This is a genomic window from Xanthomonas sp. NCPPB 2922 (genome assembly GCF_041520885.1).
Taxonomy (GTDB): domain Bacteria; phylum Pseudomonadota; class Gammaproteobacteria; order Xanthomonadales; family Xanthomonadaceae; genus Xanthomonas; species Xanthomonas campestris.
Window position 1 is genome coordinate 44,072 of record NZ_JBGOFY010000022.1, and the last position, 18,940, is coordinate 63,011.

19 protein-coding genes, 1 other RNA gene and 1 pseudogene are annotated in these 18,940 nt (G+C 61.8%); 12 read left to right on the top strand and 9 right to left on the bottom strand.

Annotated elements, in window-relative coordinates; all coding sequences use genetic code 11:
• Nucleotides 1–3 precede the first annotated feature (3 nt).
• Genes ACD584_RS18670 through ACD584_RS18685 form a run of 4 tightly spaced genes read left to right on the top strand, consistent with a single transcriptional unit; the run spans nucleotide 4 to nucleotide 4,393 of the window.
• Entirely contained in the window at nucleotides 4–957 is a 954-nt protein-coding gene (locus tag ACD584_RS18670) for a MoxR family ATPase (RefSeq protein WP_014506886.1), read from the top strand.
• 4 nt (nucleotides 958–961) lie between these two features.
• The gene (locus ACD584_RS18675; RefSeq protein ID WP_076036265.1) at nucleotides 962–1,918 is read left to right on the top strand and encodes a DUF58 domain-containing protein; all 957 of its coding nucleotides are present in this window, start codon (nucleotides 962–964) and stop codon (nucleotides 1,916–1,918) included.
• A complete protein-coding gene (locus ACD584_RS18680) occupies nucleotides 1,911–3,860 on the top strand; it encodes a DUF3488 and transglutaminase-like domain-containing protein (RefSeq protein WP_076036266.1) in 1,950 nt (649 codons plus the stop codon). Before ACD584_RS18675 ends, ACD584_RS18680 begins: the two co-directional genes overlap by 8 nt.
• A complete protein-coding gene (locus tag ACD584_RS18685; protein ID WP_011036208.1) occupies nucleotides 3,857–4,393 on the top strand; it encodes a Slp family lipoprotein in 537 nt (178 codons plus the stop codon). Before ACD584_RS18680 ends, ACD584_RS18685 begins: the two co-directional genes overlap by 4 nt.
• Before the next feature lie 102 nt (nucleotides 4,394–4,495).
• Here the strand turns inward: ACD584_RS18685 and ACD584_RS18690 are convergent, their stop codons facing one another.
• From ACD584_RS18690 to ffs, 5 genes are all read right to left on the bottom strand, one after another.
• Nucleotides 4,496–4,846: a histidine triad nucleotide-binding protein gene (locus tag ACD584_RS18690; RefSeq protein ID WP_076036267.1), complete on the bottom strand. Its 351-nt coding sequence runs from the start codon at nucleotides 4,844–4,846 to the stop codon at nucleotides 4,496–4,498.
• A 105-nt stretch (nucleotides 4,847–4,951) separates the two neighbouring features.
• Nucleotides 4,952–5,545 (bottom strand): recombination mediator RecR, encoded by a 594-nt coding sequence (recR, locus tag ACD584_RS18695; protein WP_076036268.1) that lies wholly within the window; start codon nucleotides 5,543–5,545, stop codon nucleotides 4,952–4,954.
• A gap of 96 nt (nucleotides 5,546–5,641) precedes the next feature.
• Nucleotides 5,642–5,962, bottom strand: a complete 321-nt coding sequence (locus ACD584_RS18700) for a YbaB/EbfC family nucleoid-associated protein (protein ID WP_011036205.1) — start codon at nucleotides 5,960–5,962, stop codon at nucleotides 5,642–5,644.
• 6 nt (nucleotides 5,963–5,968) lie between these two features.
• The gene (gene dnaX, locus ACD584_RS18705) at nucleotides 5,969–7,930 is read right to left on the bottom strand and encodes a DNA polymerase III subunit gamma/tau (RefSeq protein ID WP_076036269.1); all 1,962 of its coding nucleotides are present in this window, start codon (nucleotides 7,928–7,930) and stop codon (nucleotides 5,969–5,971) included.
• A 176-nt stretch (nucleotides 7,931–8,106) separates the two neighbouring features.
• An RNA gene (ffs, locus tag ACD584_RS18710) (signal recognition particle sRNA small type) lies at nucleotides 8,107–8,203 on the bottom strand.
• Nucleotides 8,204–8,650: 447 nt separating this feature from the next.
• Between ffs and ACD584_RS18715 the strand changes: the two genes are divergently transcribed.
• The 6 genes from ACD584_RS18715 (at nucleotide 8,651) to ACD584_RS18740 (ending at nucleotide 15,571) form a co-directional block, all read left to right on the top strand.
• Nucleotides 8,651–9,721: a DNA adenine methylase gene (locus ACD584_RS18715; RefSeq protein WP_076036270.1), complete on the top strand. Its 1,071-nt coding sequence runs from the start codon at nucleotides 8,651–8,653 to the stop codon at nucleotides 9,719–9,721.
• 50 nt (nucleotides 9,722–9,771) lie between these two features.
• Nucleotides 9,772–11,940, top strand: coding sequence for an Eco57I restriction-modification methylase domain-containing protein (locus tag ACD584_RS18720; RefSeq protein WP_217694203.1), 2,169 nt, complete (start codon nucleotides 9,772–9,774; stop codon nucleotides 11,938–11,940).
• Between the two features lie 388 nt (nucleotides 11,941–12,328).
• The gene (locus ACD584_RS18725) at nucleotides 12,329–12,526 is read left to right on the top strand and encodes a hypothetical protein (RefSeq protein WP_139328369.1); all 198 of its coding nucleotides are present in this window, start codon (nucleotides 12,329–12,331) and stop codon (nucleotides 12,524–12,526) included.
• Nucleotides 12,519–13,619 carry an AAA family ATPase gene (locus ACD584_RS18730; protein WP_076037770.1) on the top strand — a complete coding sequence of 367 codons (1,101 nt, stop codon included), beginning with the start codon at nucleotides 12,519–12,521 and terminating at the stop codon, nucleotides 13,617–13,619. Before ACD584_RS18725 ends, ACD584_RS18730 begins: the two co-directional genes overlap by 8 nt.
• 6 nt (nucleotides 13,620–13,625) lie before the next feature.
• Entirely contained in the window at nucleotides 13,626–14,930 is a 1,305-nt protein-coding gene (locus tag ACD584_RS18735) for a hypothetical protein (protein WP_372357322.1), read from the top strand.
• 62 nt (nucleotides 14,931–14,992) lie between these two features.
• Complete coding sequence (locus tag ACD584_RS18740) at nucleotides 14,993–15,571, top strand: hypothetical protein (RefSeq protein WP_139328370.1); 579 nt, start codon at nucleotides 14,993–14,995, stop codon at nucleotides 15,569–15,571.
• Between the two features lie 62 nt (nucleotides 15,572–15,633).
• Here ACD584_RS18740 and ACD584_RS18745 read toward each other — a convergent pair whose 3' ends face one another.
• The 3 genes from ACD584_RS18745 to ACD584_RS18755 are packed head-to-tail and all read right to left on the bottom strand — an operon-like array spanning nucleotide 15,634 to nucleotide 17,127.
• On the bottom strand, nucleotides 15,634–16,005 hold the full coding sequence (locus ACD584_RS18745; protein ID WP_175611562.1) for a hypothetical protein: 372 nt from the start codon (nucleotides 16,003–16,005) through the stop codon (nucleotides 15,634–15,636).
• A complete protein-coding gene (locus tag ACD584_RS18750) occupies nucleotides 16,002–16,316 on the bottom strand; it encodes a hypothetical protein (RefSeq protein WP_076036275.1) in 315 nt (104 codons plus the stop codon). Before ACD584_RS18750 ends, ACD584_RS18745 begins: the two co-directional genes overlap by 4 nt.
• A gap of 49 nt (nucleotides 16,317–16,365) precedes the next feature.
• Entirely contained in the window at nucleotides 16,366–17,127 is a 762-nt protein-coding gene (locus tag ACD584_RS18755; RefSeq protein WP_175611563.1) for a hypothetical protein, read from the bottom strand.
• Between the two features lie 101 nt (nucleotides 17,128–17,228).
• Here ACD584_RS18755 and ACD584_RS18760 point away from each other — a divergent pair, with 101 nt between their 5' ends.
• Nucleotides 17,229–17,558 carry a helix-turn-helix domain-containing protein gene (locus tag ACD584_RS18760; protein WP_076036277.1) on the top strand — a complete coding sequence of 110 codons (330 nt, stop codon included), beginning with the start codon at nucleotides 17,229–17,231 and terminating at the stop codon, nucleotides 17,556–17,558.
• A gap of 203 nt (nucleotides 17,559–17,761) precedes the next feature.
• Nucleotides 17,762–18,379: an NYN domain-containing protein gene (locus ACD584_RS18765; RefSeq protein ID WP_116923830.1), complete on the top strand. Its 618-nt coding sequence runs from the start codon at nucleotides 17,762–17,764 to the stop codon at nucleotides 18,377–18,379.
• 68 nt (nucleotides 18,380–18,447) lie between these two features.
• On the opposite strand, the pseudogene ACD584_RS18770 reads toward ACD584_RS18765, so the two are convergent.
• Nucleotides 18,448–18,940, bottom strand: a pseudogene (locus ACD584_RS18770) (integrase); the annotation flags it as partial.

Consider the following 18,940-nt stretch of genomic DNA (forward strand, 5'->3'; position numbering starts at 1 on the left):
GTGATGTCGACACCGCTGCGTTCCACGGAAATGCTAACCGATGCGCTGCGCCAATCGCTGCGGCGCGCACAGGACCAGGTCAATTCGCTGTTGCTGGGCAAGGCGCAGGAAGTGCGCCTGGCGTTCGTGGCACTGCTGTCCGGGGGACATCTGTTGATCGAGGACCTGCCCGGCCTGGGCAAGACCACCCTCGCCCACGCCATGGCGTCCAGCCTGGGCCTGGGGTTTCAGCGCGTGCAGTTCACCTCCGACCTATTGCCGGCCGATGTGCTGGGCGTGTCGGTCTACGACGCGGCCTCGCGGCAGTTCCAGTTTCATCCCGGCCCGGTGTTCACCAACGTGCTGCTGGCCGACGAGATCAACCGCGCGCCGCCGCGCACGCAGAGCTCGCTACTGGAAGCGATGGCCGAGCAGCAAGTCACCCTGGACGGGGTGACACATGCGCTGCCGGAGCCGTTCTTCGTGATCGCCACGCAAAACCCGGTCGATCTGTCGGGCACCTTCCCGCTACCGGATTCGCAACTGGACCGCTTCCTGCTGCGGCTCAGCCTGGGCTACCCCAGTGCCGATGCCGAACGGGCGCTGCTGTCGGGGGTGGATCGCCGCGAGTTGATCGCCCAGGCCGCACCGCAGTTGAGCGATGCCGATGTCGTGGCGCTGCGCGCGGGGGTCAACCACATCCATACCAGCGACGCCTTGATCACCTATGTGCAGGCGCTGCTGCTGCGTAGCCGTCAGCACGCCGGCGTGCGCGTGGGCCTGTCGCCGCGTGCGGGGATTGCGCTGTTGCGCGCAGCCAAGGCCTACGCCCTGCTGCTGGGGCGCGAGCATGTGCTTCCGGAAGACGTGCAGGCGTTGTTCGTGGCGGTCGCCGGGCACCGCCTGGTGCCGGAAGCCGAATCATCGTCCGGGCCGGCGCTGGCCAAGGCGTTGCTGCACAGCGTGCCGGTGGACTGAGCACGTGCGTGCGCACCTGCGTGGCATGGGCCGACGGCTCAGCCTGCTGGCCCGTCCGCGCGGGCCGGAAGCTGTGCCGATCGTGCTGGATCGGCGCCGGATCTATGTGCTGCCCACGCGGTTTGGCCTGTTTCTGGCGGCCTTGCTGATGGCCATGCTGCTCGGCGCGCTGAACTACAACAACAACCCGGCGTTGTTGCTGGCGCTGCTGCTGGCCACTGCCGGCATTGCCAGCAGCATTGTGGCGCACCTGCAATTGTCGGCACTGCGGATCGAAGCGGTCTCCGCCGAACCGGTGGTGGCCGGCGAGCCGCTGCGCATGCGGGTGTCATTGGCCCGCCGTGACACCCGCGCCCGCCGCGGATTGCGCCTGGATCATCTGGAGCACAGCGGTTTTTGCTCGCTCACCGACTACGACAACGCGGACGTGGATCTGCTGGTGCCCACCGTGCGTCGCGGCTGGCAGGACATCGAGCGCATTCGGCTGTCCAGCACCCAACCGCTGGGGCTGGTGCGCGCGTGGTCGTGGGTCTGGCCGGAAACACCGCTGCTGGCCTACCCGGCCCCGGAAGCGCACGGCCCGGCGCTGCCCGATGGCGCCGGCTCGCCCAATCAGACCCGTCTGCATGCGCAAGGCGAGGAGCTGCACCAACTGCGTCCGTACCGGGCCGGCGACGCACCTCGCACGATCTCGTGGAAGCACTCGGCGCGCCGCGATGCGCTGCTGGTACGCGAATACGAGCAGCCGCTGGGCGTGGAAGTGACCCTCGACTGGCGCAGCCTCAGCGCCCTGCCCTACGAACGCCGCATCGCGCGGCTGACGCGCTGGGTCAACCTTGCCGAACGCGATGGCCGCCGCTACCGGCTGCTGCTGCCAAGCCAGCCGCCGCTCGGTCCTGCGCAGGGCCCGTCGCACCATCATCTGTGCCTGCGCGCGTTGGCGTTGCTACCGCATGACTGAGCCTACCGACCCGATCACCCAGGCCAGCCGCGGCTGGGTACTGGCCACCACCTGGCTGGCGCTGGCGCCGCTGCTGCTGCAGTTGCCCGGCCTGCTCGCCGGCACCATCGCCGTCGCCGCGCTGCTGGTCGGCATGATGAGCTGGCGCGGCAGCCTGATGGCACCGGTCCGGTTGCTGTTGGTCATCGCAATGCTGGCGGCGGTGTACTGGCAGATCGGCATGCGCTTCGGGCGCGACACCGGCTGCGCGGTGCTGGCGGCGATGCTGGCGATCAAGGCCTCCGAATTACGCACCCTGCGCGATGCGCGCAGCCTGCTCGGTTTTGCGTTGTTCGCACCGTTTGCCGCATTCCTGCTGGACCAGGGCCCGGCCACCATGGGCCTGGCGTTGCTCGCGGTGCTGAGTGCGCTGCTGTGCATGCAGCGCCTGGCCGACGACGAACACCGCACCGGCACCCCAGGGCTGCGCCTGCAATTGCGCAGCATCGGCAAGCTGGTGGCCATTGGCGTGCCGCTGGCCCTGGCCACGTTCTGGCTGCTGCCACGTTTGAGCTCGCCGCTGTGGGGCGTACCCGAGCGGGCGCTGTCGCGGCCCGGCCTGTCGGACAACATGTCGCCGGGTGAGTGGATCGACCTGATGGCCGATGACAGCCCCGCCCTGCGTGTGCAATTCACCGGCATGGCGCCGCCACCGGAGCAGCGGTACTGGCGCGGCCCGGTGATGTGGGATTTCGATGGCCGCACCTGGCAGCGCGCGCGCTGGACCGGCCGCGCGCAACCGGCCGCCTTCGCCGCCGGGCCGGCAACGTATCGCTACCGCCTGGACTACGAGCCCACTGACCGCCGCCAGCTGGTTGCGCTGGATCTGCCGGTGCAAGGCGTCGCGAACGCCGAACTGTCGCCCGATTACGAATTGTTTGCGCAGCGTCCGTTGAGTGCCCTCACCCGCTGGGACCTGCAGTCCGCGCCGCCGGCACGCTTCGACACCGATCTACCGGCGCCGCTGCGCGCACGCGCATTGGCGCTGCCACCCGGCTTCAATCCACGCACCATCGCCCTGGCCCGCCAGTGGCGTGCCGAAGCGGGTCGTGACGATGCCGCAGTGGTGCAACGCGCGCTGCAATGGATCACGCGCGAATTCGCCTACACGCTCGACACCCCGCTGCTCGGGCGCAACAGCGTCGATGAGTTTCTGTTCCAGCAGAAGGCCGGTTTCTGCGAACACTTCAGCTCGTCGTTTGTGGTGCTGATGCGCGCGGCCGGCATCCCTGCGCGCGTGGTCACCGGCTATGCCGGCGGCACCTACAACGGGCTGGGCAATTACTGGGTCGTGCGGCGCATGGACGCGCATGCGTGGAGCGAGGTGTGGCTGGCCGGCCGTGGCTGGGTGCGCGTGGATCCCACCGCCGCCGTGGCACCGGAACGCATCTACGACACGCTGGAGGATCGCCTGCAGGCAGGTGGCGGCGGTGGCGGCCAGCTGGGCACCTGGGACAGGCTGGGCGAGGTCAGCGACTGGTTGCGTCGCGGCTGGAACGAGCTGGTGCTGTCCTTCGATGCCGACCGCCAGCAGCGGCTGCTGCAACCGTTCGGCATCGACCGCCTGGACACCAACCAGCTCGCGGCCATTTTCGGCGTATTCGCGGTCAGCGCACTGGCCTGGATGGGGTGGCTGCTGGCGCGCGGCGAACGCGAACGCGACCCGCTGCTGCGCGCCTGGCACCGGCTCGGGCGCCGTTACCGCAAGCTCGGCCTGGCCCGCGAACCGCACGAACCGGCCACCACCTGGGCGCAACGTGTGGCACAGCACGATCCCCACACGACACTGTTGGCACTCAGCCAACGTTTCGCTGCGGCGCGCTACGCTGGCGCTGATTCGGACAGCGCCTCTCTCATCAAAGATCTGCAGCAGCATCGCCCGCGAACCGGAGCTTCCTCATGAGTACCCGTTTTCTTCTTCCAGTCATCGCTGTCCTCGGGCTCGCTGCCTGTGCCACGGCGCCCAAGCCGTTGCAAGGCCAGTTCCCCACGGTCAGCCCGAGCGACTCGACCGCCAGTGCACAGGTCGGCACCTCGGTGCGCTGGGGCGGCAAGATCATCCAGACCAAACCGGCCCAGGGCCAGACCTGCTTCGAGCTGATCTCGCGCCCGCTCAACGCCAGCGGCCGCCCGGACCGTAATGCGGTGGATGCCAGCGATGGCCGCTTCCTCGCCTGCCGCGCGGGCTTCTACGACCCGGCGGTGTTCGAGCCAGGTCGCGAAGTGACCTTCATCGGCAAGATCGAAGGCTACGAAACCACCAAGATCGGCGAGTACGACTACAAGCTGCCCAAGGTGGCCGCCGATGTGGTCTACCTGTGGCCGCAGGTGCGCGAGGTCGATGTGGTGCCGGCCTACCCGTACGGCCCCTGGGGCGACCCGTGGGGTCCGTGGGGCCCGCGCTGGGGCGGCGGTTGGGGCCGCGGTTGGTGGTAACCAGCCACTGCTGAGATGACACAAAAACGCCGCTCACAGGGAGCGGCGCTTTTGTGTGTGGCGTCCGATGCAGCAGGATCCTCTGAGCCTAACCATATCCGATCACGGCGTACCGAAACGCCCCAGCGGCGCACCGGCCAGCAGATGCAGATGGATATGGAACACCGTCTGCCCAGCATGCTCGCGGCAGTTCATGACAATGCGGTAACCATCCTGCGCCAGGCCTTGTTCGCGCGCATATGCCGCGGCCGCCAGCGCCAACTTGCCGACCAGCAGCGCCTGCTCCGGCCGTACATCGTCCAGGGTCGGGATCGCATGCACCTTGGGAATGAAGAGCACATGCACCGGCGCTTGCGGTGCGATGTCCTCGAATCCCAGCACCTCGTCGTCTTCATAGACGATGGTGGCGGGAATTTCGCGACGAATGATCTTGCCGAAAATGGTGTCGGTCATAGGAGGGGAATCGAGAATCGGGATTGGGGAATCGCAAGAGCTTACCGCGCGGGCTTCGGACTTTGCTTCTCCGATTCCCCATTCACGACTCACGATTCCCAGCGCTTAAAGCACCTCACTACGCGTGCCGAAGGCATGCGACAACGTGCCGCGATCCACGTACTCCAGCTCGCCGCCCAGCGGCATGCCTTGTGCGAGCCGGCTGGGGCGCACGCTGTGTTGGCGGGCCAGTTGCGCCAGGTAATGCGCGGTGGCCTCGCCCTCGACGGTAGCGTTGGTGGCGATGATCATTTCGGTGACCTCGCCCGCTGCCAAACGCTCGGCCAGGCGGTCCAGGCCCAACTCACGCGGGCCGATACCATCCAGCGGCGACAAACGCCCCTGCAGGATGAAATACACCCCGCGGTAGCCGGTGGCGTGCTCGATCGCCAGGCGATCGGCGGGCGATTCCACCACACACAGCTGCTGCCGATCACGGGCGGAATTGGCGCAGATCGCGCACACCTCCGACTCGGTGAAGTCGCGGCATTGCACGCAATGGCCCACCTTCTCCACCGCATTGGCCAACGCCGCCGCCAGCCGCCGGCCACCCTCGCGCTCACGCTCGAGCACGTGGTACGCCATGCGCTGCGCCGACTTCTGACCCACACCGGGCAGCACCCGGAAGGCTTCGATCAGTTGTTCTAGAAGGGAGGACATGTGCTCGGGAATCGGGAATGGGGATTGGGGAATCGCAAAAGCAAAGGTGCACGTTGCTTCACGATTCCCGACTCCCTACTCCCGATTCCCAGCCTCTCAGAACGGCAGCTTCATGCCGGGCGGCAACTGCATGCCGGCCGTGGCCGAGCCCATGCGCTCCTTGGACTCGGCATCGATCTTGTTGGAGGCATCGTTGAAGGCGGCGGCGATCAGGTCCTCGGCCATCTCCTGGTCGGAGAGGATGCTCGGGTCGATGCGCACCTTGCGGCATTCCTTGGCACCGGTGAGCGTCACGCTGACCATGCCGCCGCCGGCGCTGCCGGTGACTTCCAGCTTGGCCAGTTCTTCCTGGGCGCGCTGCAGGTTTTCCTGCATCTTCTGCGCCTGCTGCATCAGTTGGGCAATATTTCCACGCATGCGGGGTTACTCGTCGTAAGGGCGGATGGAATCGGGAACGACCCGCGCGCCCTGCTGCTGAATCAGCTGCTGCACATTCGGGTCATTCATGAAGGCGGTTTCGGCCGCACTCTGGCGCTCGCCTTTCAGGCGATTGGCGCGCTCGTGCAGGGTCTCGACATCGGCGCTGCCGGTCTCGATCACGATGCGCGGCGTGTTGCCCAACTCTGGCGCCAGCGCCTGCGCAAGATTGGCGATTGAACGTTCGGAGTTGAGATATTCAAAGCCCGGCGCCAGCGCCAGGCGCAGCACGCCGTCGCGATGGCCGATGAAGGCCGCATTGGCAGCGAGCTGGCGCGAGGGGCCGTTCAAGCCACTGCGCGTGACCAGCTCCAGCCATTGCTCGGCATCGGCGATGTGTCCATCGTCGAACGCAGCGGCCGGCGGTGTCACCGGCGCGGGCGCAGACGGCGGAGCAACATGCACCTCCGCATCCATGGCAGCAGGCGCCGCGTCGTCGGCCACGGTCGCAGGCGGCGCCATGGCCGCTTCCGGCGCCATTAACGGCACAGCAGCAGGCACCTCGGCAGTGACACCTTGCGGTGCAGCCTGTGCACGCACCGGTGCGTCGTCCACCGCCCACGGCGGTGTGTCATCCGTGCGCGCAGGCGGCGCTGACGGCGCAGGTTCGGCCGCAGGCGTGGGCAACACCACCACCGGCGATGGCGCGGCAGCGACAGGGGGCGCGGACACCACGGGGGCTGGGCTGACGTCGGCCGCCTTGGCCGATGTCGCCGCCGGTGCAGGTGCGGCGGCCGCAGGCGCCGCCTGCACGCCGGTGGCCGTTCCACGCGTGTTGCTGCCAGCGCTGGCGCCACGTCCATCGTCGCCGCTGCCGGCCGGCACCGCGGCAGCCGGCCGGAACGCGAGCATGCGCAGCACGGCCATTTCAAACCCGGCGCGCGGACTCGGCGCCAGGTACAGATCGCGGCGCCCGTTAAGCGCCATCTGGTACCAGAGCTGCACCACTTCCGGCCGCAGCTGCGCGGCAAAGCCGGTCGGGTCGATGCCATCGCCCACGAACGCCACCGACGGCACCAGCTGCTGCACCTGGATGCGATGCAAGGCCTCCGCCAGCGCCTCCAGCACGCCGCTCCAGTCGGGCGAGAATTCCGCCAACGCGGCAACCACCTTTAACAACTGCGCGCCGTCCCCATCGGACAGCGCCTGCAGCATCGCACCGACCTGGGTGCGGTCGACCGTGCCCAGCATGGTGCGCACCACGTCTTCGCGCAGCGCACCGCCGGCATAGGCGATGGCCTGGTCGAGCAAGGACAGCCCGTCGCGCAGCGAGCCATCGGCCGCCTTGGACAACTGCACGATCGCCGACGGGTCCGACTCGATCTGCTCGGCCGCCAGGATGCGGGTCATCTGGCCCTGGATCTGGTCTTCGTCCAGCCGCTTGAGGTTGAACTGCAGGCAGCGCGACAGCACCGTCACCGGCAGCTTTTGCGGGTCGGTGGTGGCCAGCAGGAATTTCACGTGCTCCGGCGGCTCTTCCAGCGTCTTCAGCAGCGCATTGAACGCTGCCTTGGAGAGCATGTGCACTTCGTCGATCAGGTAGACCTTGAACTTGCCGCGTGAGGGCATGTACTGCGCGTTTTCAATCACTTCGCGCACATCGTCCACGCCGGTGTTGGACGCGGCGTCGATCTCCAGCAGGTCGATATAACGCCCGGCATCGATGTCCAGACAGGCCGGGCACGTGCCGCACGGATCGGCACTGGTGCCGGTCTCGCAGTTCAGCGATTTGGCGAAGATGCGCGCGATGGTGGTCTTGCCCACGCCGCGGGTGCCGGTGAACAGGAACGCGTGGTGCACGCGGCCACTGTCGAGCGCATTGCTGAGCGCGCGGACCACGTGTTCCTGGCCAACGAGTTCGGCAAAACGCTTCGGGCGCCACTTACGGGCGAGAACGAGATAGGACATCGGGAAACCAGCGAACGTTGAACCGATATTGTGCCACGCCGCGCACTCTTGATCGTTCAGCGACGGGCCGTCGGCCGCAGAAACGCACCGGCCGGATCGACAGCGGCGCAGTGCCGGCAGCGTGACGCGCGCAGCGCCAGCTGTCGCTGCGGCATTAGACCTGAAGGGGGGTGGTGTCCCCGCCGGTTGACCTCGGCGCCCGCATCAATCGATACCGTTGCTGCCTTCCGGCCCTGGCGGGATTTTCGATCTAGCGTCGCGAGGGACCGACGGGGCCACCATAAGACGTGGGCCACCGGCGTGGCCCTGGATGTCGGCAACGTGCACAAGCGCGCAGCGCAGACATCATGAAACTGGCGGAGAGAGGGGGAGGTACTGATCCCGATGCAACTTCCTGACTCTCCTACAGCCACGCAAACCAGGAAGGTGTCCTGCCTTGTGTTCCGCCATTGTAGCGGGTCCGACTAGCCCCGGGCTAGTCCGCTGTGCGTTGAGTTCAACTCAGGCGCTCCGGCGGTGCTTTGGATGCGTGCCTCTACCCAGACTGGGCAAGATGAAAGCTCTCCAATTTGCGAGTCTGCGTCGCCATGGGTGAGACAGCGCGGCTGTTACAATGAGCGGCTCACATGGGGCTCTTGACTGCACTGCTAATTCCATTAGGTTGGAGTAATCACCTGTTCAAATTGCTAGCGCATCACTCGGGCCTTCTGGAGATCTTCTGTGACCCTGCGATACATCGGTTCGAAGACTCGTTTGGTTGAGGGCTTGGCACCGCACATTGGTAGATACTCTGGTCGCGGCCGATTCGTTGACGCGTTTTGCGGGATGGGCTCCGTGGCGGCCTCTGCCTCTAGGTTGGGGTGGCCCGTCTTGCTCAATGACCATCTGTCTTATGCGACCATCATGAGTGCAGCGCGGCTTACCTCGCTGGATCAAGTTCCGTTCGCCGGGCTTGGTGGATATGCTTGCGCGGTAAAGAAGCTTAATGAACTCGATGGTCGCCTAGGCTTTGTTTGGAGTGAGTACAGTCCTGCTTCCTTGCAGCATTCGAGGGCGCGGATAGAGCGCCGCTACTTCACAGAGGCCAACGCGGCTCGCATCGATAGTTGCCGTTCGCAGATTTTCGATTGGAGCAAAGAAGGGCTACTAAAGCCGGCCGAAGAGCGGTTGCTGCTGGCGGACATGATGTCGGCTGCCAATCGCGTCGCGAACATTGCAGGGACCTATGGGTGCTTTTTGTCCCGTTGGACCGCGCAAAGCCAAGGAGCATTTGTTCTAAGGCCGCGGGAACTCGCAGAGGTCGGCACGCCTGTAGATGTTTCCGTGGGCGATGTGATGAGCGTCGACGTCTATCCAGAAGACACCGTTTACCTCGACCCGCCATACACGAAACGCCAATATGCCTCCTACTATCACCTGTTAGAGACGATCGTCCATGGTGATGCGCCGATAGTTGAGGGTGTCGCAGGGCTCCGGCCTTGGCAGCACCTAGCATCGGACTTCTGCTACAAACGGAAAGCGCTGGGCGCACTTGTTGCTCTCATCGAGGGCATCAGAGCCCAGCGCGTGCTTCTTTCATACAGTAATGAAGGCCATGTGGATCTGGGCGAGCTAACCGAAAGGCTTGCTGATCTGGGCGCCGTGGCGGTTGAGCCATTGGCGAACATTGGACGGTATCGTCCCAACCAGAAGGCAAGTGCAAAAGCGTCCGAGGTCAGCGAATATCTTGTGATTGTCGAGCCAAAATCGATGGGCTCTGAGAAAAGAAAAAACGCAACGGCGCGAAAATGAGCTCTCCGGCGACTATTGAACAAGGCCGTCTGCGCGCAGTGGCTGCGCTTGTGCATGCTTTCGCGGTTTCGTTTGAGCGCAACCAAGATGAGGCCAGACTACAGCTCTTGGAATCGGTCGCGGCACGTCTTGGTTCGCATAACGTGTCGGATTTCCAGAAGGCTTTCGGAAGGAAGCTGATTGCCGCCGCTCACGTGTTGGACAACGAGGCAGCCAAGGTTCTAGCCGCCATCCGCAATACGGGCATAGAGCCTGCCTTGGCGCTGAGTGCGCTATCGAGAGAAGATCTCACCGTTGCGCAGCAGCGGAAAACGGGCGCTTACCACACCGACTTTCGGCTGGCCCAGCGCCTGGCCAAGAACATGGCGCCTAGCCTGTCAGTTCGAAGCAAAGTGGTGGATCCAGCATCGGGATCAGGCATCCTTCTTGTGGCCCTGACCCTGGCTGTGTGCGGCAATGACCGCCGCGCGACTGCCCAGTGGCTGCGAAATGGCGTGCATGCGATGGACTTGTCAGAAGCATCATTGCGCGGGGCCACGCTTTCTCTTGCTGCACTGACTGATGACCTGAGTGCCGTGACTGAGATGCGCAGCCGATGGCTTGTTGGCGACAGTTTAGCCGTCGATGCAGCAGCCTGGGAGGCGATGGCGCGCCAGGGATTCGATGCAATCGTGGCCAATCCACCATGGGAGAAGGTTCGGCTAACCAAGCACGAATTCCTCCTAGATCGGGGAGCTGGTCGACATTACGGTGCCGATGTTGAGCACTTGGACCGCGAGGCCTTCGAGACCTCAGCTGGTCAAGTTCGATCGTATGCGGAATTCCTGGCACGCAGATTTCCCCTTTTGTTACGTGGAGAGCCAGATCTCTACGCCGCCTTTATGGCGCTCTACTTGAACCTTCTGAAACCCGGCGGCCGCGCTTGTGTTTTGGTTCCAGGAGGCCTGATTCGTTCCCAGGGCACCCAAGCGCTGAGAGAAGCATTGTTTGACCGCGCGATGCGTTTGGAAATTGCTGTTTTCGACAACCGTGCTCGGTTTTTTGGCATTGATACAAGATTCAAGTTCTTGGCACTGGATTTCATCCAGCACGAAGGTGCACAAGCGAAGGACCCAATAGTGCTGACCCGAGAATCAGGGACCGAATTTGGGACGGAAGTGCTGAGTCGAGTCCGGATAGGCCGCAAGGCCCTTCGTGCAGTGCGCCCGGATCTGAGCTTGCCTGAGGTCCACAGCGCTAGCGGTTGGGCGTTGTTCCAGCGTCTGACCGAGTGTGGGGAACGGATGGACGACCCTCAGTCTCTTTGGTATGCCGAATTTTGCCGGGAGGTCGATATGACCTCTCAGAGGTCGTCCTTTGCGCGCTCAAAAGGCAAGGAACGAGTTGGCGTGATAGAGGGCCGTCACATCCAGCAGCACCGGTTCGGTGCGAAAGCTTATGTGGCTGGCACGGGGCGCTCTGCAGTATGGGAGAGCCTCTCTTTGGGTGGGGCGGAAGTGGTGCCGCAGTTCCACATTGCGCGTAAGGATTGCCCGCCCAAAGCTCAGGAGCGGATTCAGTTGCGGAGGGCCGGATTCTGCGATATCGCTGGCCAAACCAACGAACGGTCAATGATGGCTGCGTTGGTAGAGCCAGGATTTGTCTGCGGTAACAAGGTGCCTACCGTATTGTTTCCTAACGATCCTGACGAAGACCGTCTTTTCGTTTGGTTGGCCATCGTCAATAGTTTGACCTTCGATTGGATGCTCAGAAGGGTTCTTACCACCACTATCAACTATTTTGTTCTTCTGAGTATCCCGCTCCCGCCCATCAAGCCAAAAGGTCTCCCATGGAGGCGTTTGGCGGCCGCAGCTCGAGAGCTCCATGCACTTAACCTGGCTCCCCGAACGGCTGAGACTGACCGCACAGCGGCGCAGCTGCGAGTAAAAATTGAGGTCGAGGTGGCCCGTGCCTATGGCGTCACCCTTGCAGAACTTGATCTAATGTCCTCCGATTTCCCGTTGTTGGATAGGGGGCAGCCCGCTTTGGAAAGAGAAGGGCGATCCACTATCACCTGGGATTCTGTGCTCGCCGGCCTGTCCGGCGGGAAGGAACCTTGGCAACGGCGAGTGGTTGCTGCGCAGGCGGTCGGGGCGATCGCCTTTGTGCCTGCTCAGCATTCAGGTCTTGAGCCGGAGGAAGGGGACAGTTATGGAGCAGGGCAAAGCGAGTCAAAGTAAACGGGCAGGAATCGTCCGGGTTTTGTGGAAGGAAATCCTCCCGGGTGACCTCAGAAAGTTTGCGGCTCAGTCTCATGACGCCGATACAGGCGGAGGTGCCCGAGACCTGCGGTTCCGTGGAGATCAGGATCTAAAGGCAATCATCCTAGACATGTTTCCCGTTCAAGAGCATGCGAGCCGTCGTAGGAACAGCGTCGCCACCACAATCACCCGTCACAGGGGTCAGTTCTGCTGGAACTCCGGAAGCGGCGGGACTAAGCAAACCCACTCCGAAGCGGCTTACATTGAGCCGCCGACTAGCGCTCGGGAAGGCGAATGGCGCATTACGCGCGTTCACACCTATGGGGTTTTTCAGGGATCGGTCCCAGCCGTAACAGGGGGCGACCGTGTGCTCCTGCTGCTGATTCAGACCGACGACGGCAACATCTGGCCGCGCTTCACAACTGAGACCTCGCTTCGCAAAGACAAATGGAGCGAAGCGGTGAAGCAGAATATTCTGGGATGTTTGGACAGTAAAAAGTCTGAACGCCGCGCTTCCTATGGCTTCTTTGACCTTCAAAATGGACGCACGCACTGCCATGTTTGATTCCCCCTCTGTAGAGGCTCAAGAAGTCCTAAGGCTCCTGGCGTCCTCGAAGAATGTCCTGTTGTCAGGTCCGCCGGGCGTTGGAAAAACGCGGCTTCTGTCTGAGATTGCGGCCGCGTTCGCGAATGGCAACCTGGGGTCACAGGGGCAACCGATGTTGAGCCACAATGATGATGTGGCCATCCAGGATGCGGAAGAAGCGAAGGTCTTCAGAACGGTTTTTCACCAGAATTCTAAATATCGGGATTTCATCACCGGGCTTGCTCCCGCCATAGGCGAAGGAAAAGCCGGTCAGTTCACCATAGTTGAGGGGACACTTTTCCGCGCCGCGCAGCACGCGCGCCAGGAAGGCAAGTCTTCCCTGCTCGTCATTGATGAAATCAACCGCGGCCCTGCTGTGCAAGTTTTTGGTGGCGCCATGGTGGCGATCGAAGCAGACAAACGCTTGACTCCTGACGGCAAACCTCATGAACTCACGCAGTTCTTCGAGGTGATGGTTCCGTCGTCTGGTTTGATTGAAGAATATGCGCTTCCAGACAGGCTCTTTATTCTTGCGGTTCAGAACCAAGCCGACAGCTCAGTGGAGCCGATGGACATTGCGTTTCTTCGTCGGTTCGAGCCATATAGGCTTGAACCTAACGAAGCGGTTCTGCGCGCCCATTTCCAGATCGTTGGCGGTGAGGCCCGAGTGTTGCCTGAGGTGCCAGAAGCACCAACCGATGTTGCAGAGGCAAGCGTCAGAGCGTGGGTAGCCGTCAACAAAAGGGTATCCATAGGGCGCGGCAAGGATTTTCAGGTTGGGCATGGCGTTCTGATGCCAGCTTGGTCAACGGAGCTTTCGATCAACGAAGCTACGACGTTGCTGGCCAAGGGCTGGGACAAGGTTGTAGCCCATGTTGCTGAGGTCTTCTATGGGGACATCCGTAGCATGGCGATTGCCTTGAACGCGGCTGAGTCCCTTGACTTCGACGGGTCGCCATTGAAGTTGGTTGAGCACATGTTTGGCACCGAGCTTCGATACGCGCTGGAGGGAGATGGCACCTGGACGCGAGATGCTCTGTATTCGGGCCTCCGAAGTATTGCAGGGCTGTAGGGCCAGATGGCTCGATTTTCCATCGTTGAGTATGGGGCGCCGGCAAATCTCCTTCCTTCCATTGCTGCGTCGATGGGTAAGGGGACTGCTGAGACAGCGCGCCACATTTCCGATGCGGGCGCACGGATCGCGCGCCAAGTCAGTCTCAAGAAGCCGCCGATTGAAGTAAGTGGCGCGCTCGTGTCTTCCAGCAAGGTCGCAGGCCTCCTTCACTTGGGGCGATCGTGCGAGCTTGAGATTGCTCCCAAGTTCTTGGGCGATCACGCTGGTGGTGCTGGATGGCGCGAAGACTTTTTTTTCTTAGCCATGCTCTCAAAACACGGACACATTCTAGCCTCCGATCGTATTCGAGCGAACACTGCCGCAGAAAGCGATCTCGATTCGCTGTTGGCTAGAGCGATCACCGAGATGTATTGGGAGCATCACCACCGCCCAATCAGATCCTACAAAAGGACCATCGAGCACGATTTTTTCCTCGACGGTGACGTTGACCCGTTCGACCTGCGTGTCCCTAGTCCATTTGGTTATCCGCAGGAAGTGATCCGCTTCAGCAAGGCCAATCGACACAATGCTGTGATTTGCGCTGCCGCAGGCATCGCTAGCCGACACGTCCGAAATCCAACGTCCAGCGCAGAACTATCAAGAGTAAGGGCACATTTGGGAGCCCAACCTCGGTTGCCCCATGGGCACTTGGTGCAGCAATCAGTGCCCGGACGTTCACGGCGTTGGCAGGCATTGATGGATCTCTCTGTTGACGTGGTCAACGGGTTTGGCATGGGATTCAACGAAGGAGAGGCAAGGGCGCCGGGCTTCATAGTGGGGACATGGCAACTTTGGCAAGACCTGCTCACGATCACTACCCGTCTCGCATTTGGTCCGACCAATGTGCGGGCTGAGCAGCCCCTGGTCTTAGGCAAGCGACTTTATCCAGGAGGAAGAACTGGCAGGCTGAATGTGAGGCCAGATACATCCATTTCTTTGGATGGTTACCGGTTCCATGTCGATGCGAAATACAAAGGCCGCGTTGACCATGGCCGGATGCATGCGGCGGAGTCGGACATTTATGAGGCGATGGCATTTTCTATGGCAAGCGATGGATTGCCGGTGATATTGGCTTACCCGCGGCTCGCTTCTGCGAGATTGCTTCCCGTGGGGACCGTGGAAGTGTTGGAGCAGGTCCGCGTATCTGGCTGTGGGCTGATAGTCGCCATCTCTATCGAGATGCGTGGCATATCTGGGCGCCGTGCCCTTCCACGCTTGGTTAAAGAGATGCGACAGGGCCTGATCAAGCTAGCTGAACTATTGAAATAGTCGGTCGCCGTGGGTTATGGATGTCCTAGCGGGAGTTCATTACAGACCAACAGGAGGGTCTTATGGCAGCAGTGGCAGGTATTTACGGAAACCCAGAGCGTATTCTTTTTAAGACGGTTCCCGCTGGGGACTGGAGAAAGTTCGTTGGTGTGTCCAATGATGATCCCAATGCGGGAGGCGGAGCTCGCGACCTTCGATACAACGGCTTCCGCAACTTCGAGGCTATCGCAAAGGCATTCTTTCCTACTGCCACCCCTGTTTCCCGGGTCAGAGAAGGGGTCGTGACACCGGTGAATGCGTATCCCGGCAAGTTGCTACACGGATTCGGTTCCCAGCAATTTGATGAAGCATCGTTTGAACCCCCTACCACCGCTCGCGAGCTTGAGTGGAGATTTGTCCGCGTGGCGAGCCAAGCTCCACTCAACAATGCTAAGCCTTTAGCGGGGGATGGAGATAAGGACATAATCGTCCTGGTTCAGGAGCAGATTGGAGAAGTCGTTGCTGTTTTTACAACCTTAAATACGCTGCCCGCAGACAATATTTCTGCGTTTATTGCAGCGGTCTGTGCTGCTCCACGGCACCCGAATTCCTCGGCTGCTGGTTTCTTCGATTTGGTCACCGGCGCTCAAGATCACAATTGACTGGCGCTTAGCTAGAAACGGAGGCAACTTCAGCGCCTCCGTTTCTTCTCGCTGCGATTGAGCTAAGAAGCTAGCGTGGCATAAATCACATACAGGAACATTGGGAGTCCGCTCAGCACCGAGGTAACCCAAAAAGCCCCCATCACGGTCAGCGGCGTCATGACCCACCACTGCCACCAGCTGAAGCCACGATCGCGTTGGCGGGCCATGTGAGCCTCGAAAGTATAGATGCGCTCTGCTTTTCGCAAACCTCGCCGAGCCATGAGCGGCCCAACGATGAAGCCGAATGGGCCCAGGAAGAGCAGGCTGAGCGAGAACCACCAGAAGAAGCGGTTGTGCGGAGTCATGACTTTCTTGGGGACTGCACACAGCGCGCCGTCCCCATCGAGTGCACCGACCGACGTTCCAGCCATCGAATTCGATTGGGTCTTCATTTGGCGTAAGCCCTCCAAGCGCCGTCGCTCTTGGTGTAGCGCAGGTTCTTGCTCACGGGAATCGGCACCTGCCGGCCCTCGATGTTGAGCACGGCCTGGCCGCGGGTGTCGCAGCGATAGCCGTCCGCATCCTCCGCTTCCACGCAGCCGGAGAGCTCAAAATTTTGGACCTCAGTGACCTGGCCGGCGCCGCTATCTTTCAGCAACCGGACAAAGGCTTCCTTGGCGTTGTCGGCTGACGGCTTGCCGCCGCAGGCGGTCAGGCCCAAGGCGATGGTCAACGCGACTAGACCAATCCGTGTGTTTTTCATCTCTGTTCCTTTGTTGAGTAATTGGGAGGACAGGCGAAACACGGCTGCCTCACTTGTCGCGGTTCCCGTCGGGCTTGAAGCCTGCGATCCACATGCGGCTGTCCTTGAACGGGGTCAGCAGCCCCGACGGACCCGGGTGCAGATCGGCGGTCTGGATGAGCCCGGAGACCCAAGCGATGCGCAGCGACACGTCCACAGCGCGATCAGCGACCCCAGGACGGCTCACGTTGACCACGAACGGTTGCGCCGGCGGGTTAGGACCGGTCGACCGCTGCGCGCCCGTGTTGGGCTTGCTGGGCAGCACGCGAATGCCGGTCAGGGTGTCCCGGCCTTTCCACAGGGCCGCGCTGTTGAGCTCCGCCGTCTCGCCTAGGTCGTCGGTCTCGGTCAATGCGGCGTCGAAGCAGGTGCGGAAGGTTTCGACGTTTGAGGCGGTCGGACTGGTCCATATGCGGGCCTCTGCCGTCCAGCAGGGCTGGGAGGCGCCCCATTCGGTGAAGGTCAGCGCCACGCGTGGCCAGTCCAGCTTCCCGAGCTGGGCTGCCTGGTGGGTGTCGCCTTTGAAGAGGTTGGGCAGCTTTGCGGCGCCATTGAGAGGCTCGTAAATTGAGCCAGCTCCCTGACTCCCTGCCTTGGTGCCGGCGTTCGGCTGGATGCCGACCATCTGCTTGCCGGTGTCTGCCAGGCCTTTGCCGAGCTGGCGGAAGAAGCCGGGCTTCTGCGCAGGAACATCCTGGGCGTGGGTGGTGAATGGCGAGACGAGCGTCAACGCCAAGAGCGCGGCGAACGCTCCTTGTCCTGAAAGTTCCATGTGGCCTCTGATGGGTGCGGTTCTATCTGCCATATTGGCAGATAAGTGCGTTAGGATGCTACTCGGTGCAGACTTGGGGGTTAGCCCTTAGTTAGATCTCCATGCCCGCATCTCTGCCCACAAGTTCCGTCTTTGGTCGTCGCCTACGTGCGGCCAGGCGCGTGGCGGGCTTGTCGCAAGTCGAACTGGGAGCGCTGCTGGGGATGAACGAGAAAGCTGCCTCGTCACGACTCTCCCGCTACGAGCGGGGGGAGCGGGAACCCGACCATGAGACGTTGGCTGCTTTGAGCAACGCGTTGGGTGTGCCGCCGGCTTACTTTCATGCAGGTTCGGACGTGCTCGCTGAAGTCATCCTTCTTGTAGCGAGGCTTCCTTTGGATCAGCAGAGTGACGTACTTGAGCTACTCAGGCGTCATTTGGCCTGTAGGTGAAAAAGTGTAAGACGGGTTGACACCTCAACATTCCGGCGTTAGATTTTTGGCGTGGCATAGCAGGGGCGAAAGAGTTGCAAAACGTTTTTCAACTTGCTAGAATGCCCAGCTTGAATACACCCCCGTCGTTCCTAGTGGATGAGCGGGTATTAATCTTCGCCGGCGGTGGTAACGCTGTCCGGATTTAATGTTAAAAATCAAGAATGGACGCTTCGGCGTCCATTTTTGTATCCAACTTTGGGGTGAACATGGATCGTTGTGCTGTATTCATTGATGGTGGTTACGTGTCGAAGTTGTTGAGTAACAATTTTGATGGCGCGAGGCTTGACTACAGCAAATTTGTGCAGCACGTCCTGCAAGGGTCTGATTTGCTACGTACGTATTACTACGACTGTCCGCCCTACCAATCTTCTCATCCGACAGTAGATGAAGCTCAGCGGTTTGCTGGAAAAGAGAAGTTTTTCAACGCGCTGTCACGCTTGCCTAGGTTCCAAGTAAGGCAGGGCAAGCTTGAGCGTCGTGGAGCTGCCCCAAACTTCGTCTTCCAGCAGAAGCGAGTGGATATCCTCCTGGGAGTAGACATGGTCGAGCTCGCAGCAACTCGCCAGATTCAGAAAGCTATTCTGATCGCAGGGGACAGTGATTTTGTGCCTGCAATTGAGGCAGTAAAGCGTCACGGGGTGCTTACCGTGCTTTGGCATGGACCTCATATCAGAGGGCCTGGTAACACGGTGCACGACGAACTTTGGGATCAGTTCGACGAACGTTTTGAGATTGACTTGGCGGTAGTGGCCGGGAGCGCCGCTCAGACTGGTCGATGACAGCTTGAGGCAATGCACTGCGCAGCGCTGCGAGCTGCGCATCTTGTGTCCTTAAGCATGTTCAGGCTTCAAGGGTAGAACTTGTTCGGATCAGCGAAGCAATTGGCGAACTGCCCCCGCTGGTAGCGCGGCAAGTCCACGTTGGGCTGATAGAGCTCCAAGGCGTTGATCTGCTTGCTGCGCGTCACCTGGGGCTTCTTGTGGAGGTAGTGCCTGCGCAGCACCTGGACCCGGTCGCGGGGATCGGTGCTGTGGCCGGTGACCAGGGCAATCTCCTTCTCCGGAACGTCCTGGACATCGAGCTCGGTGGCCAGCGTATGGCGGAAGGCATGGAACCCGATGCCTTTGGGGAAGCCGAGGCTCTTCAGGTAGCGCCCAAAGTCCACCACGAACTGTTGGCTGTAACGCGCATTGGTTTCCCCTGTCGTGCGGTTCACCCCAGCAGAGAGCAGCGGGAACAGCCGAGGATGGCCCGTTTCCTTCATGTCCTCCACGAACTCGAGGAAGCCTGCCTCCAGGAGCGGCTTGGCGATGGGGATGATGCGCATGCAGCCCGCGCCT

What these genes read in the sequence shown, in the direction of transcription:
- ACD584_RS18755 (WP_175611563.1), bottom strand. Translation starts at nt 17,127, where the DNA reads ATGGAACTTTCAGGACAAGGAGCGTTCGCCGCGCTCTTGGCGTTGACG.
- dnaX (WP_076036269.1), bottom strand. Translation starts at nt 7,930, where the DNA reads ATGTCCTATCTCGTTCTCGCCCGTAAGTGGCGCCCGAAGCGTTTTGCC.
- ACD584_RS18700 (WP_011036205.1), bottom strand. Translation starts at nt 5,962, where the DNA reads ATGCGTGGAAATATTGCCCAACTGATGCAGCAGGCGCAGAAGATGCAG.
- ACD584_RS18670 (WP_014506886.1), top strand. Translation starts at nt 4, where the DNA reads ATGTCGACACCGCTGCGTTCCACGGAAATGCTAACCGATGCGCTGCGC.
- ACD584_RS18740 (WP_139328370.1), top strand. Translation starts at nt 14,993, where the DNA reads ATGGCAGCAGTGGCAGGTATTTACGGAAACCCAGAGCGTATTCTTTTT.
- ACD584_RS18750 (WP_076036275.1), bottom strand. Translation starts at nt 16,316, where the DNA reads ATGAAAAACACACGGATTGGTCTAGTCGCGTTGACCATCGCCTTGGGC.
- recR (WP_076036268.1), bottom strand. Translation starts at nt 5,545, where the DNA reads ATGTCCTCCCTTCTAGAACAACTGATCGAAGCCTTCCGGGTGCTGCCC.
- ACD584_RS18730 (WP_076037770.1), top strand. Translation starts at nt 12,519, where the DNA reads ATGTTTGATTCCCCCTCTGTAGAGGCTCAAGAAGTCCTAAGGCTCCTG.
- ACD584_RS18760 (WP_076036277.1), top strand. Translation starts at nt 17,229, where the DNA reads ATGCCCGCATCTCTGCCCACAAGTTCCGTCTTTGGTCGTCGCCTACGT.
- ACD584_RS18680 (WP_076036266.1), top strand. Translation starts at nt 1,911, where the DNA reads ATGACTGAGCCTACCGACCCGATCACCCAGGCCAGCCGCGGCTGGGTA.
- ACD584_RS18735 (WP_372357322.1), top strand. Translation starts at nt 13,626, where the DNA reads ATGGCTCGATTTTCCATCGTTGAGTATGGGGCGCCGGCAAATCTCCTT.
- ACD584_RS18745 (WP_175611562.1), bottom strand. Translation starts at nt 16,005, where the DNA reads ATGAAGACCCAATCGAATTCGATGGCTGGAACGTCGGTCGGTGCACTC.
- ACD584_RS18685 (WP_011036208.1), top strand. Translation starts at nt 3,857, where the DNA reads ATGAGTACCCGTTTTCTTCTTCCAGTCATCGCTGTCCTCGGGCTCGCT.
- ACD584_RS18765 (WP_116923830.1), top strand. Translation starts at nt 17,762, where the DNA reads ATGGACGCTTCGGCGTCCATTTTTGTATCCAACTTTGGGGTGAACATG.
- ACD584_RS18690 (WP_076036267.1), bottom strand. Translation starts at nt 4,846, where the DNA reads ATGACCGACACCATTTTCGGCAAGATCATTCGTCGCGAAATTCCCGCC.